Here is a 15,377-nt window from a genome sequence, read left to right as displayed (position 1 = left end):
AAAAGCCTCAAATGAGGCTTTCTTTATTCTTGGTGATATTCGTCAATCAAGGCAAAAATTTGTCTTAAGGTGGCACCACTGAGTTTGGTTTTCTCACCTTTGAGTAATTGAATCAATTGTTCAAGACTTTGCAATAAAATCGCAGCCTGATGTGGTCCATGATTGAGTAAATAATCAATAATCTGTTGATCTATATGAATACCACGCCGGTCAAGCACAGAATTGACCAAAGCATAGCGGTCGGCATATAAGCTGCCATTGGGAACACGTACACTCACCGCTTGGGTTAAACGCGATTGTAAATCAGGCAATTCAAGTTTAAGTTCGATGGGTGCCATACGTGATGAAAACACCAATTGCCCGCCTTCTTCATTATTATAGTTAATTAAATGAAAAACGGCTTTTTGCCAATGCGGTACACCACTAATCGCTTCTATGTCATCAAGCGCAACTAGATCATAACGCTCAAGTGAGGTAATGGCTTCTGTGGGTGCATCTAACAGCTCTAACAAAGACACTTGAATCGCAGATTTACCGACATCTAAATAAGAGTCACAAATTGCCGAAAGTAAATGACTTTTGCCTGTTCCTGCACCACCGTAAACATAAAAACGGCTCATTAAACCTGCGTGAAGCTGGCGGACTGCATCAATCACATGGCCCCATCCCGGACCCGAAAAATCACTAATTCGAGCGTCGAGTTGAGGTTCAATATCGAGTTGCAATTGGCGCATATAGGTCGTATAGCCTTTTCACTTACATGTTATTTTCAGGTCAATCCATCTTACTCGATTTTTCATCGAGTTGCTGTGTTTTTAGCTCAGGATCATTCATTTCTACATGAATATCGAGCTGCTCTGTCAAAATATTCACCGAACCGTCTTGGCGACTATGAACCACCAAGCTCGGCTCGTGTTGATACAACTGGCTACTTTGATAAAAATCACGTAAATGGCGCAGTAAAACCACAATCACTGCTGCAACCGGTAAGGCAATTAACATCCCTAAGAAACCGGCCAATTGTGCTCCTGCCAATACTGCAAACACCACAGCCACTGGCGACAAACCAATTTTATCACCCAACAAGAAAGGCTGTAACACATAGCCCTCAATGGCTTGCCCGACCATAAACACTACTAGTACCAGTGCCAACTGCATCCAATCTAAACCAAATTGGAAAAGACTGGCAATCACCGCAGCAATAATACCGACAGCAAAGCCTAAATAAGGAATGATGCTTGCAAGGCCTGCAATCATACCAATAATTAAACCCACCTCTAAACCAATAAGTTGTAAGCCGACTGCATAGACCACACCAAGCAGCACCATGACTAAAAGCTGACCTTTAACAAACGCACCCAAAACGCTATGGCATTCGCCAACCACATGTAAGGTACCTTGTTCATAGCGGCGTGGAATGAGGCGACGTAAACCATCAAGCATACGTTCCCAATCGAGTAAAAAATAAAAGGCAATGATTGGGATTAACACCACTGTGCCGCCAATCTGAATAAAGTTTAAGCCTGATTGTGCCAAACGCATGGCCATAACTTGTACACTGTCGGCACTATAATTGGTTTGCACATAATCCATGATGACCGTTGAAAATTGTTGCGTATCAATTTCCATTTGATCGACATTAAAGGTGTCTGACACCCAAGGCAACAAAGTATAATTAATCCAATGAATCCCTGCAGGAATACTGTCTCTTGCGTACTTTAACTGCTCCCAAATCAGCGGCACCAAGTACCAAATTGCAAGTGTCATAAACACAGCGATCCCTACAAATACGCAGGTAATCGACAACCATCTTGGTAAACCATAATGGTGAAGTTTATCGACTAAGGGACTAAATAAATATGCAATTAAGAACGCACCCACAAACGGGATGACTACAGGCTTTAATAAATATAAAATCCAAACGAAGAGCGCGATGCCTGCCAATATAAAGATACGACGCAAGGTTTTGTCACCCATAATTTCGCCTTTTTCCTTGTTATCGCTTATGAAACGTAAAATATTTTAATAAAGATAGCATTTTAGGTCATAAATAACATAAGAGTTTCGTATATTCAGGTTATAATCGCCGCGCGAATGCGGAGACTTCAATTATGAGCAACTCAACTTCTACCCCAAACACCGGTTTAAGCTACAAAGACGCAGGTGTCGACATTGAAGCGGGCGACGCGTTAGTCGATCGTATCAAATCAGTCGCAAAACGCACATCACGTCCAGAAGTGATGGGAGGCCTTGGTGGCTTCGGCGCACTTTGTAAAATTCCTAAAGGTTATGAAGAACCTGTTCTCGTATCAGGCACAGATGGTGTTGGTACAAAATTACGTTTGGCACTCAACTTAAACCGTCATGACACCATTGGTCAGGACTTGGTGGCAATGTGTGTAAATGACCTTCTTGTCTGCGGTGCTGAGCCGTTATTCTTCCTCGATTACTATGCAACAGGTCACCTAAATGTGGACGTTGCTGCCAATGTGGTGACCGGCATTGGTGCGGGTTGTGAACTTGCAGGCTGTGCATTGGTTGGCGGTGAAACTGCTGAAATGCCAGGCATGTATGAAGGTGAAGACTACGACCTTGCAGGTTTCTGTGTGGGTGTGGTTGAACAAAGCAAAATTATTGATGGCTCTAAAGTAAAAGCCGGTGACGTGTTAATTGGTGTAGCATCAAGTGGTGCACATTCAAACGGTTACTCTTTACTTCGTAAAATTTTAGACGTGAAAAATGTTGACTTAAACCAATTGGTTGACGGTCGTCCATTGGCAGATGCTGCGATGGAACCAACACGTATTTACGTTAAACCAATCCTTGAATTGCTCAAAACTGTAGACGTACATGCGATGGCACACATCACAGGTGGCGGTTTACCAGGTAACTTACCACGCGTATTACCAAATGGTGCTCAAGCCATTGTAAATGAAGGCTCATGGGAATGGCCTGAATTGTTCAAATTACTACAACGTGAAGGCGGCGTAGAACAATTTGAAATGTACCGCACATTCAACTGTGGCGTGGGCATGGTACTTGTGGTTGACGCAAATGATGCAGAGCAAACTGTTGAATTATTAAATGGCCTTGGCGAAAAAGCATGGGCGATGGGTTCAATTATAGACAATGCTGAATCAGTTGCAGGCGCAGACGAAAAAATTCGCGTAATTTTTGCTTAAATTGTAATGATTAAAATTGCCGTTTTAGTTTCAGGCAGTGGTTCAAACCTGCAAGCCTTGATGGATGCCAATCTATCAGGGCAAATTGTTGGGGTGATTTCCAACAAGCCTGCAGCATATGCACTTCAACGTGCTCAAAATGCCAATATTGCTACGGCAGTCATTGAACATAAACACTACCCAACACGTGAGCTTTTTGATGCAGCCATGCATCAGCAGCTTTTAGATTGGGATGTAGATTTGGTGATTTTAGCCGGCTTTATGCGCATTTTAACGCCTGGTTTTGTCGCGCAATGGCATGGAAAAATGATTAACATTCATCCATCGCTATTGCCAGTTTATAAAGGTATGCATACCCATCAACGTGTGTTACGCACAGGGGATGCCTATCATGGCTGTACGGTACATTATGTCACCGCAGAACTGGATGCAGGTCAAGCCCTCGCGCAAGGTGTGCTGCGTGTACATCAGCATGATGACGAAGACAGTCTAGCCAAGCGTGTGCATGTCCTTGAGCATCTCATCTACCCACAAGTGGCAGAATGGATTTGCAATGGCACTTTGGTTCATACGCAGCAAGGTGTTTTGTATCGTGGTCAGCCATTGACTGAACCTGTACAATTTACCAAAATTTAAGCATAAAAAAACGCAGCCTAGGCTGCGTTTTTTTATGGCTAAATCAGCCTTTTAATAAAATCGACTACCTCAACAGGATGTTCAAGCGGAAACATATGTCCGCCTTTAAACACACTATACGGAATGCCTAATTTTTTTTGAATCAGCTGTGGAAAGCCTTTTTCATTAAAAATGCTATTTTCCCCCACTACCAAATGCGTTGCCAGACTGGGCTGTGGTGTCGGCTGCCAATAACTTGATGGATTGGTTCTAAAAATATTCACCTCATCCATTTTAGGAATGCTTAAGGTCACCCCACCACGCACAGGCTCATCGCTTAAAGCATGCTGTATATAAGCTTGAAAACAGTCTTCATCAAAATCTTTATAAAAGCCTTTAGGACGTAAACTTGCGGCTGCCTGCTCACGACTGTCCCAATGATCACGGCGTTTTTTGGATAAACCCGCAGGACTCAATTGATCAATTTTTTTGGGTTGCAATCGCTTGGCTACATCTAAGGCAAAAGCGGCTTTACCAACCAACAATGGTGGATCGAGCAAAATCACTTGATTAAATAATTCAGGTCGCGCATACGAGGCTTGCAAGGTCAATAGTGCACCTAAAGAATGCCCTAAACCAATCACAGGTCGGCCTGCGGCTTGACGCACAATACTGTCAATCACTTGTTGGGTTAGACTACGCCATCCTTCATCAATCGGATAGCGTTTATCTGTGCCTAATGCTTCGGTATAGATGACATCGTATTCATCTGATAACAAATCAAAGAGCTTTTGATAGACTCGGCTGGGTACACCATTGGCATGCGCGAAATGAATTATTGGTTTCATTGTAATTTTGGATCTTGTTGTGTTTGCAATTGTTGTTGGATAGATGATGCCACACCTTGCCCAATTTCGCTGCCCATTCGTCCTAAAATTGAATCTAATGGATTATGCTCAATGGTGTAATTAACAGTTTTGTCCAATTTTAGTTCACGTTTCAGCGTGTACATGCTACCTACGCGATCTGCAATACCCAATTGAACTGCCTGCTCACCTGTCCAAAATAAACCTGAGAAAATTGCAGGGTCATTGGATTTAAGCTTAGTGCCTCGCCCATCTTTTACTGCTTGAATAAAGTGACCATGTACATTATCAAGTACACCTTGTACATGCGCTTGTTGAGCAGGATCAATCGGTTGGGTCATAGACAGCAAGGCTTTATTGTCACCTGCGGTCATGGTGCGATCTTGTACCCCTAACTTTTGCATTAAACCGTTAATGCCATAATTGGGCATGATCACGCCAATTGAACCCACTAAACTTGATGGATTGACAATAATTTGGTCCGCAGCAGAAGCAATATAGTAGGCACCCGATGCACCGGTATCACCAATCACTGCATAGAGCTTTTTATCGTTATGCTTTTGTTTTAAATAGCGAATTTCTTGCCAAATTTCATCCGATTGTACTGGTGAACCACCCGGTGAATTAATATTTAACACCACCGCTTTGGCTTGGCTATTAGCAAAGGCTTTATTTAAGGCTTTAATGGTGTTTTCGCTATTGACGCTTTGTTTATCTGCACTAATTGTACCAATCACATCGACCACAGCAATATGTGCAGAGGTACTACCAGCGACTCCCTCGGTTTTGCTGGCTGTTGAACAACCTTTGCCTAAAGCCAACAACACAAATAAAATATAAGCGAAAGTCAGGCATTTAAAGAAAATACCCCAACGACGAGCACGACGTTGCTCTTCTACTGAAGCCAATACTGCCTTTTCTAAGAGTTTCCATTCTTGCCCTGTCGGCTGAAGGGGTTGCCCACGTGTTTCATCTTGTGGTTTTGGTGGCCAATCAGACATAAAAACGACCCAACGTAATTTAAATTGTCATCATTATATACAATGATTTTCACCTTGCTGTCTAAACACAACATTTTCGCCTATAATAATTTTCTTCTGTTGCTGCATCTGCCCACGCGATCACCATGCCTACTAAACAAAATTCAACCTATCGCTTGCTGAACTTGGTCAGCCGTCAGCCGATACAGTTATCCCGTTTTGTTGCCAAAATGTTGGCAGGTTTAGTCAATCATTTAAAAATTTCTAAAACCTCAAATACCATTCGCCTCAATTTGAACATCGCTTTTCCAGATTTACCCGAAGCCGAGCGCGAACGCATTTGCCGAACTGCCATTCAAAATGAACTGTGTTCATATTTTGAGTTCTTTAGTATTTGGGGTGCGAGCAATGAAAAAAATATCAGCCGTATTCACAATATTTATGGCAAAGAAATTTTAGATGAGGCTTTGGCTGCACAACAAGGCATTGTACTGGTAGTTCCACACTTTGGTACGTGGGAAGTCATGAATGCATGGCTGGCACAATATACCCAAATGACCATTATGTATAAGCCTGTGAAAAATCCTGCTGCCGATCAATTTGTGCGTAATGCGCGTAGCCGTGAACAAGCAAACTTAGTTCCAACCGATGAATCAGGGGTACGACAAATTTTTAAAGCCTTAAAACAAGGCGGCACTACCGTGATTTTGCCCGATCATACCCCCAATGTTGGTGGTGATATGGTGCCATATTTTGGTGTGCCTTTGGCATCAAGTAACTTAAGTGCCAAACTGATTCAAAAAACCAAAGCCAAAGCCATTTTATTGTACGCGATACGTAATATCACTGATGGTTTTGATATGCACATTGAAGCCATTGATGACGCGATCTATCAAGGTACAGCCAATCAAGGTACCCAAGTGATTCATCAAGCCATTGAAGATTTAATTGCCCGTTATCCTGAACATTATCATTGGAGCTATAAACGTTTTAAGGCCAACCCTGCTTTGAATGGTTTATATAATGTTCCAACAGCTGAGGCTTTATCGCGGATTGCAGACCTTCGCGCTGTAACCAGAGCCGCTCATGCCGCTGAGCATGCAGCCAAAGCTGATGCTGTTGATCAATCTTAAACTGTACACTGCCTTGATCAATGGTGGTGAGTAGTGGCAGATTTAATGCCTCAACACGTGCATACAGCTCTTGGCTTGGGTGTCCATAACGGTTGGCAAAACCTGCTGAGGCCAACACCAGCTTGGGTTTATAATGCGCTAAAAAATCATAAGCTGAACTGTTTTTACTGCCATGATGTCCAAGCACCAAGACATCTACTTTAAGATGCGGATGATTAAGCAATAATTGATGTTCTGTGGGCCATCCGGCATCTCCCATCAATAAAAAATGCTTGTTAGGCTCTCCTAAGTAAGTCACATACAGTACACAGGAGGTTTCATTTCTTGCCTTTTCAGCAGCTGCCAACATGGCCTTATGCGGTGATAACACTTCAAATTTGACCCGTTGCCATTGCCAACTTTTCCCAGCATAACAATAGTCAACCGCCAACGGCGGATGCTTTGGTTGTTCATTACTGATGAGCTGCTTGATGGCAATTTTCTGACTTAATACCGGATATGCGCCACTATGGTCTTGATCTAAATGGCTAAGCACCAACTGATCTAAATCTTGAATGCCTTGATGCATTAAAAATGGAAAAATCACGTTTTCACCAATACTAAAACGGCCTTCATCCATACTGCCGCCGACATCCACCATCAAACTTTGTCCTTGATCCCGAATTAAAATCGCTTGACCTTGACCGACATCTAATACATGTAACTCAAAACCTTGCCGGGTTGAGTCATAAAAAAAGAGTGGTAATACCGCCAGTATGCTCCAAGTTTTTGGCACAATACCGCGTGGTAAAAATAACAACAGCAAGGCCAAAATCAATGCAGCCAATTGCCATGTATTCATTGCCCAAGGCACTAAGCTGGGGTTTAAAAGATGGTCAAGCAGGTGAAGACAGCCAAGTAACAGCTGCAATAATTGATCATTGATTTTCCACAACAACAAGCCTAAAGGCTCAAAAAACAGCCAAGCCAAACCTGCCAGAATATCCAGTGGCACCACCACAAGTCCCAAATACGGAATCGCAATTAAATTGCTTAAAGGACTGATCCACGCCACTTGTTTAAAGAAAATCAGCATCAGCGGTAATAGAGCAATAAAAATTTTCCATTGCGATTCAATAAACAATTTAATATTGTGTAGCAGCTGTTGACGACGACTCACCACCCTTTGATCTTGTGACTGTATGGTTTGGTAAATTCTCAGCAAAATAAAGCAGGCACCATACGACAGCCAAAACGCCGCCGATAAGACACTAAACGGATCAAATAACAATAAAATAGCAGCGCTATAGAGCAACAAAGTGAATGGCTGTAAGGACTGGCGTAGCAGCATAAAGGCACAGGTTAAGCTGCAAATCAGTAGCGTACGTAATGCCGGAATTTCAAAGCCTACACAAGCGGTATAAATGGCCACACACAGCAAAAAAGGCACAATTAGTACATATTGTTTGGGCCATTTTAGATACATGTTAGCTCGATAACGCGTTAATAACCGTTGCAAAACAAAACACACCATTGCCGCAAAAATTAATACATGTGGACCTGAAATAGCCAATAAATGACTCAGACCAAAACGCTGAAAATCAGCCTCGGTTTGATCGTCTAAACCACTACGATCTCCGGTCAGTAAACCCAACAATAACCCATGTTGCTGTAAAGATTGCTGTTGCACATAGTCACGTACTGCCAAACGCTGTTGATCCACAGCTACTCGTAATTTCACCCAAAAGCTTGGCCGATAAGCCAATGCGGCAATGTCTGCACTAGAGAGTTTTTCTACTTGCTCGATACGCAAAAAAGCCATGATATTTTGCTGCACATACCACTTTTCTTGATCGAATGCACCTTGGGTGGCATAGCCATGTGCTGGGCGAACTTGCCCTGTAACACGATAATATTCACCTAATTGCAAAATTTCGGTTTTGGGTTGTTGCGTACGCTCATTAAGTGGCGTTGAGGTTAACCATTGCACAGGTTCAGCACGCGCATTTAAGACGGTGACTTGTTGTGTGACACTACGAGGATTGGGCTGATTTAAACGATCTACATAGACAATGACGTCGGCTGCTACAATATGGGTTTGCTTCAGATCAAGACGTTGCTGGAGTTGCTGTTGGGCATAGCTATAACCTAAAACTACCACCAAGACCGCCGCAACCAAGCCATTCAGTAATTTTAAAATGGGATGCTGTAAGAGGGCCTGTAGAGATATTTGCACAGCTACTATGAACATAATCACAAGTGCAAAAGCCAAACTCAGCCTTGGAAACAGCGCCCAAGACTGTCCCATGAATGCAATACCCAACAACCATGCCAACGCGAGTCCTTGGCGCATGATCCAACATCCATTGTGATCTTTTAAATAGCATAAAGCCCACAATCGTGGGCTTCAATGAAAAACAGATCAAGGGTAATTAATTGACCCACACACCATCTTGCATATGCAAAATTGAATCGGCAGCTTGAGCCAGCGCTTCATCATGGGTCACAATCAACATACCCATATTAAATTCACGGCGTAAGTCGCTGAGCAATTCAAAAATTTTCACTGCGGTTTTACGGTCTAAATTACCGGTAGGTTCATCAGCAAGCATTAAAGCCGGTTGAGTCACCAGTGCCCGCGCCATGGCCACACGTTGTCGCTCACCGCCCGATAACTCACCCGGTTGATGCGTCAAACGATGCGACAAACCCACCCGCTCAAGTAGATATTCAGCTTGTTGCTTAACTTGTTTGTAATGGGTGCCTTTACGCAGCATTAATGGCATAGCCACGTTTTCAAGCGCAGTAAATTCAGGCAGCAAATGATGAAATTGATAAACAAAGCCTAAATGCTGATTACGCAAAAAACCACGTTCAGCTTCACCTAAATGATCAAAGCGCTGTCCTTGTAAATACACTTCCCCACGTGTGGGTGCATCTAAGCCACCCAACACATGTAATAACGTACTTTTACCCGAACCACTCGATCCTACAATAGACACAAACTCACCAGCTTTTACACCAAGCGATAAATCTTGAATCACCTCAACATGGTTTTTGCCATCATTAAAGGTCTTATTGATATGGCGCGCTTCTAATACAAAATTACTCATAGCGTAACGCCTCAGCAGGTTGGATTTTTGCAGCACGTAAAGCCGGATAAATCGTGGCCAAGAAGCTTAACAATAACGATAAACTTACAATGACTACCACATCTTGCCAACGTAAATGCGAAGGTAAGTAGTTGATAAAGTAAGCATCAAATAGATTTAAACCTAAGGTATTGTTTAACCAGCCCATCAATCCACTAATACTTGAGGCAAACACCACGCCTAAAATTGCCCCTGCTACGGTACCAATCACACCAATAACCGTACCTTGCACCATAAAAATTTTGGTAATGATACTTGGTGAGGCACCTAAAGTTCTTAAAATGGCAATATCGGCTTTTTTGTCGGTCACAACCATCACCAAACTTGAGACAATATTAAATGCAGCCACCAAGACAATTAAAAATAGCAACAGGCTGACCATGGCCTTTTCCATTTGAATGGCGCTAAATAAGTTACCGTGGGTATAGGTCCAATCTGAAGCATAGAAGTTGCCCGGTAAATCCAAGACAATTTCATTGGCCACTTGAGGTGCTGCAAAAATATCATCGAGCTTCATACGTACCCCTTGTGCCCCATCGGGTAAACGCAACAAAGTGGATGCATCATAAAGTGCGATATAACCCATCATAGAGTCGACTTCAGCACCAATACTAAAAATACCGACAATTTTAAAGCGTTTAAAACGTGGTACCACACCTGCCGGTGATGGGGTTGCCTCAGGCAATACCAGTGTAATGCTATCACCTACACCCAGGCCTAAGGCATCGGTCATTTGTTTGCCTAAAACAATACCAAACTCACCTTTTTTTAAGTCATCTAGATTACCCGCCACCATATGGTCTTGAATAATGGAAACTTTACGCTCGTACTCCGGTTCAATCCCTGTGACCATAATGCCAGACACTTGACCTTGGGCTGTGAGCATGCCTTGTAATTGGGTAAACGGTGCTGCCCCAACGACATGCGGATTTTGCTCAACTTTTTTGGCAAGTTCAGGCCAATCTGTTAAAATTTGTGTCGAAGAGACCGTGGCCTGTGGCACCATGCCTAAAACACGATTTTTAAGTTCACGGTCAAAACCGTTCATGACGGACAGTACTGTAATCAATACGGCCACCCCAAGGGTTAAACCGATCATTGAGACCAGTGCAATAAAGGAAATAAAGTGGTTACTTCGCCGTGCGCGAGTATATCTCAACCCTATATACAGCGAGATTGGTTTAAACATACCATCTAATCCGAGGTAATAATCATGGAAAACATTCAGCCTCAACACGAAAGCAATGAACGTCGTGTAATGTCTCGTATTGATGCCGCTTTAAGAATAAATTATCAGCTGATTTGTGAGGCTGCAGCTTTAGATGATCCATACGCTGCCAATTTCATTTTACCGCGTTATTTTTTACTGCAGGCAGAATTGGATCAGTGTGATCATGCTTTAAATGCTGAACTCAGCAAACTCACTGAAAAAGATCAACATGTTGCTAAAATCTTATCCTTATTCAATCAAAAGTTAAACTTATTTACAGGGGCATTATACGATTCTATTGTACAAAGCATGTTACCTGAATCTGAACAGGTTAATTTTTCAGGAACTGGTTTAAGTTTTTATAGTCGTGAAAAAATTAGCAAAGGCAGTTATCTGCACTTGACCTTAAGCCATGCTGAGAATTTCTTTCACATTGCTGCCACAGCCCAAGTGGTCTATAGCGAATTGCAAGACAATGGCCAGTACCGCAATGGCGCATATTTTGTCACTATTTTACCTAGCGACCGAGCCAAACTGGCCCAGTGTATTGAACAACACGGCGGCATTTAGTGAATTTTACGCTCTAAATTACGACTGGCTTTAAAATCACGGTAAAAATACACGGCTAAACCCAATAGCAACACCAATGCCCCCACAAATACCATCAGTGATAATTTCTCTTGATTGAGCCATGCTCCTAAAAAAATTGCCAACATGGGGGTCATCACGGTGGTTAAAGACAAAGTGGTGGCTTGAACATTTTTCACCAATTTAAAGTAGCAAAACATGGCAATTAGTGAGGCCATAATCACGGTATATAATAAAGCACTAAAGCTTTTTAAGCTGGGCAATTGGGTGGGTAGATACTGCCAAATAAACGGTAAAATACAGATGGCAAGCAAGGTAGATACAAAAATTGAACCAGTGGCCTGTGCTACAGGTGCAACATGGGCATTGACCTTTTTGACCCAAAAAATAGACGCGGCATAACTTAAAACACTGAGTAGCATCAAGCCAATACCCACTGGGTTAACACTGGCTTGCTCACCTGCAAAACAAATTAAACCCAAACCCATGACTGCAATTAACATCCCTAACCATTGCAGATAATGCAGTTTTTGCCCAAACACCAACCAGCCAATTAAACCTGCCATAATCGGTGCTAAGCCAAACATCAAAGCAATCATGCCAGAACTTAAATAAGAGGTGGCCACATAAGTAAAAAACTGTGAGCCAATTAAACTAAAAGCACCTGCCAAATAACTGTGCCATGCCGTTTTGCTCATTGGAAAATGCTGCCTTAAAATCAGCATTAATCCAATAGCTAAAGGCAAGGCAATAAAAAAGCGCAGCACCAGCGCCCACAAGGCATGTAAATCATCGACACTCCAGACAATTGCTAAGGGCGTGGTCGACCAAATAAAGACCAATAAAGCATAGGTCAGCACAATATTGGTTTTGCTTAAAGGTAACATTTAGGCAGTCTTACGTTTTTGCTTAAAAATGGTTTGTTCTAAGCTATTGGAAAATTCACGTTTATCACGCTCAGATAAAGGCGGTGGCCCACCCGTTTGTACCCCAGCACCTCTTAAAGTATCCATAAAGTCACGTAAATGTAGGCGTGCTTTGACATTGGCAGTGGTATAAATTTCACCACGCGGATGAATGGCAATTCCTCCTTTTTCAATCACTTGTGCTGCAAGTGGAATGTCTTGGGTCATCACAATATCATTCGGTTGCATCCGATCTAAAATTTCTTGATCGGCTTGGTCGGCACCACTCATCACCTGAATTGAATTGATACGCACCGAAGGTCGAATGCCCACATTTTGATTGGCCACAAAAGTCACTTCTAATTGGTGGCGGTCAGATGCACGAATAATCACGTCACGCAAAATTTTAGGCAATGCATCTGCGTCGACCCACAGTTTAAATGGCAGCAACTTAAATACCTTTTTACTTAAAAACAAAACCAAGTGTAGCAATAATCTTTCATCAATTGTGGTTGATCTTTATTTTAGCTCGAGATCAGGTTTTATCACTTTTAGATTTTATTTGTCTAAATTTACCTCAGCTCCCTTGAAAAAACCAAATCATCCTCGATTAAATCATTTAAACCACTCAAAGTTCTATTGTGCATATGAAAAATCAAAATAGACCAGAAATGATCACCATTGAAGATCAAAACTTCGGTAGCCACGTTGAGCATTGGAATTTACTCACCGAAAATCCAAGCGACGATGTACCTGCATGGTTAGGGCTGGCACTTGATGCACCAGTCATGCCGATGGGTCTATGCATGCAAGAGTGTGATATGGATGAAAATACATGGCTCATTCAAGGCCCAAAACAATCTTCTGTTCTAATTAACCAAGTGATTGATGTTGAAAATCATCGTCCTAAAAAAGTCAAAACTGCCTTTCCAAGTTTTCCAAGTCCTTACAAAATTCGTGCCCAAATTGAGCGTATTATTACTTGTAAGACCAACACCCAAGCTGTACTACGTTTAAATTTAGGCAACAATAATATTGTCTATGCCTTTGATAATTTATATAGCGTGAATCATCACCGTTATCAGCAACAACAAGCTTATAGCGGTGAGCTAAACGCATGGGCCTATGTATTAGAAGCCGTAGGTGAACATGAACAATTGGTGGTCGATGATCCTGCATCGATTAAACATCATCGTGCTTTAAATGATATTTTAGCCGCCAATGACGGTGTCGCACCGCCTAATTTGCAAGAACAAATTGATGCGTGGCAGCCTCAGTCTGAGCAAGATCGTGAACCTGTCACGGTTGATTTTTCTCAGATGGTGGCTTATTTATATGGCGAAACTTTAGGCCAAGAAGACGAAGCATGGTTCCAAGGTCAAGTGGTGGGCAAAACCCAAATGCAATTTATGCAGCAAGACTATACTTTGTATGATGTGACCTTGTTACGTGAAGATAATGCTGAAGCGACTTTAGTGCGCGTTGCCACCCGTGATCCAAAGTATGCAGATTTTAATGTAGGACAATATATTCGCGGTAATATTTGGCTACAAGTCAATTTACAACACACCGCATAAAAAAAGCCCAAGTTTAAACTTGGGCTTTTTTGATTTTACGCTTTAAGCATTGCGTTTAGCAAAGTCATCCATAAAGTTGACCAAAGCTTGCACGCCTTCTAATGGTACAGCATTATAAATACTTGCACGCATACCACCAACCGAACGGTGACCGGCAAGGTTCAACAAGTGATTTTCTTCAGCTTCTTTGAGGAACTGTTTTTCAAGCTCAGGTTTTGCCAACGTAAATGGTACGTTCATGATTGAGCGATATTCTTTGGCAATTGGATTGGCATAAAAATCACTGGCATCAATATAACCATAGAGTAATTCGGCTTTAGCAAGGTTCGCTTTATAGATTGCATCTACGCCGCCTTGTTCAAGTAACCATTCAAACACCAAGCCTGATAAGTACCATGCATAGGTTGATGGCGTATTCACCATCGAATCATTTTTGGCTTGATCTGAATATTTTAAAATGCTTGGAATACTGTCCATCGCTTGATCAAGTAAATCATCACGAATGATCACTAAAGTTAAGCCAGCAGGACCAATATTTTTTTGCGCGCCTGCATAGATTAAACCGAATTTGGTCACATCAATCGGTGCAGATAAAATGCTTGATGATAAATCAGCCACCAATGGTGTATCGGTTTCAGGAATATGGTTAAATTGCAAACCACCAATCGTTTCGTTATCAGCATAATGCACATAAGCGGCATCTTTTGATAAATTCCAAGTGCTTGGTTCAGAAATGGCGAGCTTGCCATCTTGATCTTTAATACCCGCTTCAACCACGTTGATGTCGCCATAACGCTTGGCTTCTTTGAGCGCTTTTTCTGACCAAATACCGGTGTGAATATAGTCAGCTTGGTTATTTTTACCTAATAAATTCAATGGAATCGCAGAGAATTGTAGCGATGCACCACCTTGTAAAAACAACACTTTGTAGTTGTCAGGAATGTTCATGAGCTTACGTAAGTCAGCTTCAGCTTTTTCGGCCACAGCAACATAATCTGCACTACGGTGGCTCATTTCCATAATCGATAAGCCTTTGCCTTGCCAATCGAGCATTTCAGCTTGAGCTTTTTCTAAAACGGCAGTGGGTAATGCAGCAGGACCAGCACAGAAGTTGTACGCGCGCATGATTTTTCCTTGTCAATGTGAAACACAATAGAGGTGGCATTTAATCATATCTTGTGATGACTTGC

At 42.2% G+C, this 15,377-nt stretch carries 14 protein-coding genes and 1 pseudogene; 5 read left to right on the top strand and 10 right to left on the bottom strand.

From position 1 onward, the window contains the following. Positions 1-23: 23 nt before the first annotated feature. Both hda and cxpE read right to left on the bottom strand, forming a co-directional pair. The gene (hda, locus tag Q0Z55_RS00680; protein WP_297422757.1) at positions 24-734 is read right to left on the bottom strand and encodes a DnaA regulatory inactivator Hda; all 711 of its coding nucleotides are present in this window, start codon (positions 732-734) and stop codon (positions 24-26) included. A gap of 40 nt (positions 735-774) precedes the next feature. Beyond that, on the bottom strand, positions 775-1,977 hold the full coding sequence (gene cxpE / locus Q0Z55_RS00675) for a chloramphenicol efflux transporter CxpE (protein ID WP_297422754.1): 1,203 nt from the start codon (positions 1,975-1,977) through the stop codon (positions 775-777). Positions 1,978-2,111: 134 nt separating this feature from the next. Between cxpE and purM the strand changes: the two genes are divergently transcribed. Then, the gene (gene purM / locus Q0Z55_RS00670; RefSeq protein WP_297422751.1) at positions 2,112-3,182 is read left to right on the top strand and encodes a phosphoribosylformylglycinamidine cyclo-ligase; all 1,071 of its coding nucleotides are present in this window, start codon (positions 2,112-2,114) and stop codon (positions 3,180-3,182) included. Positions 3,183-3,188: 6 nt separating this feature from the next. Continuing rightward, entirely contained in the window at positions 3,189-3,818 is a 630-nt protein-coding gene (gene purN, locus Q0Z55_RS00665) for a phosphoribosylglycinamide formyltransferase (protein ID WP_297422748.1), read from the top strand. A 38-nt stretch (positions 3,819-3,856) separates the two neighbouring features. Here the strand turns inward: purN and Q0Z55_RS00660 are convergent, their stop codons facing one another. Both Q0Z55_RS00660 and sppA read right to left on the bottom strand, forming a co-directional pair. Then, positions 3,857-4,645: an alpha/beta hydrolase gene (locus tag Q0Z55_RS00660; RefSeq protein WP_297422745.1), complete on the bottom strand. Its 789-nt coding sequence runs from the start codon at positions 4,643-4,645 to the stop codon at positions 3,857-3,859. Next, positions 4,642-5,664 (bottom strand): signal peptide peptidase SppA, encoded by a 1,023-nt coding sequence (gene sppA, locus Q0Z55_RS00655; protein ID WP_297422743.1) that lies wholly within the window; start codon positions 5,662-5,664, stop codon positions 4,642-4,644. The genes Q0Z55_RS00660 and sppA overlap by 4 nt, the downstream gene beginning before the upstream one ends. A 125-nt stretch (positions 5,665-5,789) precedes the next feature. On the opposite strand from sppA, the gene Q0Z55_RS00650 reads away from it, so the two are divergent. Next, positions 5,790-6,776, top strand: coding sequence for a lysophospholipid acyltransferase family protein (locus tag Q0Z55_RS00650; RefSeq protein WP_297422740.1), 987 nt, complete (start codon positions 5,790-5,792; stop codon positions 6,774-6,776). Between the two features lie 22 nt (positions 6,777-6,798). Here Q0Z55_RS00650 and Q0Z55_RS00645 read toward each other — a convergent pair. The 3 genes and pseudogenes from Q0Z55_RS00645 to Q0Z55_RS00635 all read right to left on the bottom strand — a co-directional run. Then, positions 6,799-9,063 (bottom strand): annotated as a pseudogene (locus Q0Z55_RS00645) (DNA internalization-related competence protein ComEC/Rec2); the annotation flags it as partial. Between the two features lie 124 nt (positions 9,064-9,187). Then, positions 9,188-9,868: a lipoprotein-releasing ABC transporter ATP-binding protein LolD gene (gene lolD, locus Q0Z55_RS00640; protein WP_297422737.1), complete on the bottom strand. Its 681-nt coding sequence runs from the start codon at positions 9,866-9,868 to the stop codon at positions 9,188-9,190. After that, on the bottom strand, positions 9,861-11,096 hold the full coding sequence (locus tag Q0Z55_RS00635; RefSeq protein WP_297422734.1) for a lipoprotein-releasing ABC transporter permease subunit: 1,236 nt from the start codon (positions 11,094-11,096) through the stop codon (positions 9,861-9,863). Before Q0Z55_RS00635 ends, lolD begins: the two co-directional genes overlap by 8 nt. Positions 11,097-11,120: 24 nt before the next feature. Here Q0Z55_RS00635 and Q0Z55_RS00630 point away from each other — a divergent pair, with 24 nt between their 5' ends. Further along, positions 11,121-11,687: a PilZ domain-containing protein gene (locus tag Q0Z55_RS00630; protein WP_297422731.1), complete on the top strand. Its 567-nt coding sequence runs from the start codon at positions 11,121-11,123 to the stop codon at positions 11,685-11,687. On the opposite strand, the gene Q0Z55_RS00625 is transcribed toward Q0Z55_RS00630, so the two are convergent. Both Q0Z55_RS00625 and Q0Z55_RS00620 read right to left on the bottom strand, forming a co-directional pair. Further along, positions 11,684-12,592 carry an EamA family transporter gene (locus tag Q0Z55_RS00625; protein WP_297422727.1) on the bottom strand — a complete coding sequence of 303 codons (909 nt, stop codon included), beginning with the start codon at positions 12,590-12,592 and terminating at the stop codon, positions 11,684-11,686. The two genes, Q0Z55_RS00630 and Q0Z55_RS00625, sit on opposite strands and share 4 nt — an antisense overlap. Next, the gene (locus Q0Z55_RS00620; RefSeq protein WP_297422724.1) at positions 12,593-13,060 is read right to left on the bottom strand and encodes a YaiI/YqxD family protein; all 468 of its coding nucleotides are present in this window, start codon (positions 13,058-13,060) and stop codon (positions 12,593-12,595) included. It lies immediately after the preceding gene. A gap of 197 nt (positions 13,061-13,257) precedes the next feature. Here Q0Z55_RS00620 and Q0Z55_RS00615 point away from each other — a divergent pair, with 197 nt between their 5' ends. Beyond that, positions 13,258-14,187, top strand: coding sequence for a hypothetical protein (locus Q0Z55_RS00615; RefSeq protein ID WP_297422721.1), 930 nt, complete (start codon positions 13,258-13,260; stop codon positions 14,185-14,187). Between the two features lie 42 nt (positions 14,188-14,229). On the opposite strand, the gene serC is transcribed toward Q0Z55_RS00615, so the two are convergent. Continuing rightward, on the bottom strand, positions 14,230-15,312 hold the full coding sequence (gene serC, locus Q0Z55_RS00610; RefSeq protein ID WP_297422718.1) for a 3-phosphoserine/phosphohydroxythreonine transaminase: 1,083 nt from the start codon (positions 15,310-15,312) through the stop codon (positions 14,230-14,232). Positions 15,313-15,377: the final 65 nt, after the last annotated feature.

This window comes from uncultured Acinetobacter sp. (genome assembly GCF_947626835.1).
In the GTDB taxonomy this organism is placed as follows: Bacteria; Pseudomonadota; Gammaproteobacteria; order Pseudomonadales; family Moraxellaceae; genus Acinetobacter.
This window is presented reverse-complemented; position numbering and strand designations above follow the sequence as displayed.

What these genes read in the sequence shown, in the direction of transcription:
- Q0Z55_RS00635 (WP_297422734.1), bottom strand. Translation starts at nt 11,096, where the DNA reads ATGTTTAAACCAATCTCGCTGTATATAGGGTTGAGATATACTCGCGCA.
- sppA (WP_297422743.1), bottom strand. Translation starts at nt 5,664, where the DNA reads ATGTCTGATTGGCCACCAAAACCACAAGATGAAACACGTGGGCAACCC.
- purN (WP_297422748.1), top strand. Translation starts at nt 3,189, where the DNA reads ATGATTAAAATTGCCGTTTTAGTTTCAGGCAGTGGTTCAAACCTGCAA.
- purM (WP_297422751.1), top strand. Translation starts at nt 2,112, where the DNA reads ATGAGCAACTCAACTTCTACCCCAAACACCGGTTTAAGCTACAAAGAC.
- Q0Z55_RS00625 (WP_297422727.1), bottom strand. Translation starts at nt 12,592, where the DNA reads ATGTTACCTTTAAGCAAAACCAATATTGTGCTGACCTATGCTTTATTG.
- cxpE (WP_297422754.1), bottom strand. Translation starts at nt 1,977, where the DNA reads ATGGGTGACAAAACCTTGCGTCGTATCTTTATATTGGCAGGCATCGCG.
- Q0Z55_RS00660 (WP_297422745.1), bottom strand. Translation starts at nt 4,645, where the DNA reads ATGAAACCAATAATTCATTTCGCGCATGCCAATGGTGTACCCAGCCGA.
- Q0Z55_RS00615 (WP_297422721.1), top strand. Translation starts at nt 13,258, where the DNA reads ATGAAAAATCAAAATAGACCAGAAATGATCACCATTGAAGATCAAAAC.
- serC (WP_297422718.1), bottom strand. Translation starts at nt 15,312, where the DNA reads ATGCGCGCGTACAACTTCTGTGCTGGTCCTGCTGCATTACCCACTGCC.
- hda (WP_297422757.1), bottom strand. Translation starts at nt 734, where the DNA reads ATGCGCCAATTGCAACTCGATATTGAACCTCAACTCGACGCTCGAATT.
- lolD (WP_297422737.1), bottom strand. Translation starts at nt 9,868, where the DNA reads ATGAGTAATTTTGTATTAGAAGCGCGCCATATCAATAAGACCTTTAAT.
- Q0Z55_RS00630 (WP_297422731.1), top strand. Translation starts at nt 11,121, where the DNA reads ATGGAAAACATTCAGCCTCAACACGAAAGCAATGAACGTCGTGTAATG.
- Q0Z55_RS00650 (WP_297422740.1), top strand. Translation starts at nt 5,790, where the DNA reads ATGCCTACTAAACAAAATTCAACCTATCGCTTGCTGAACTTGGTCAGC.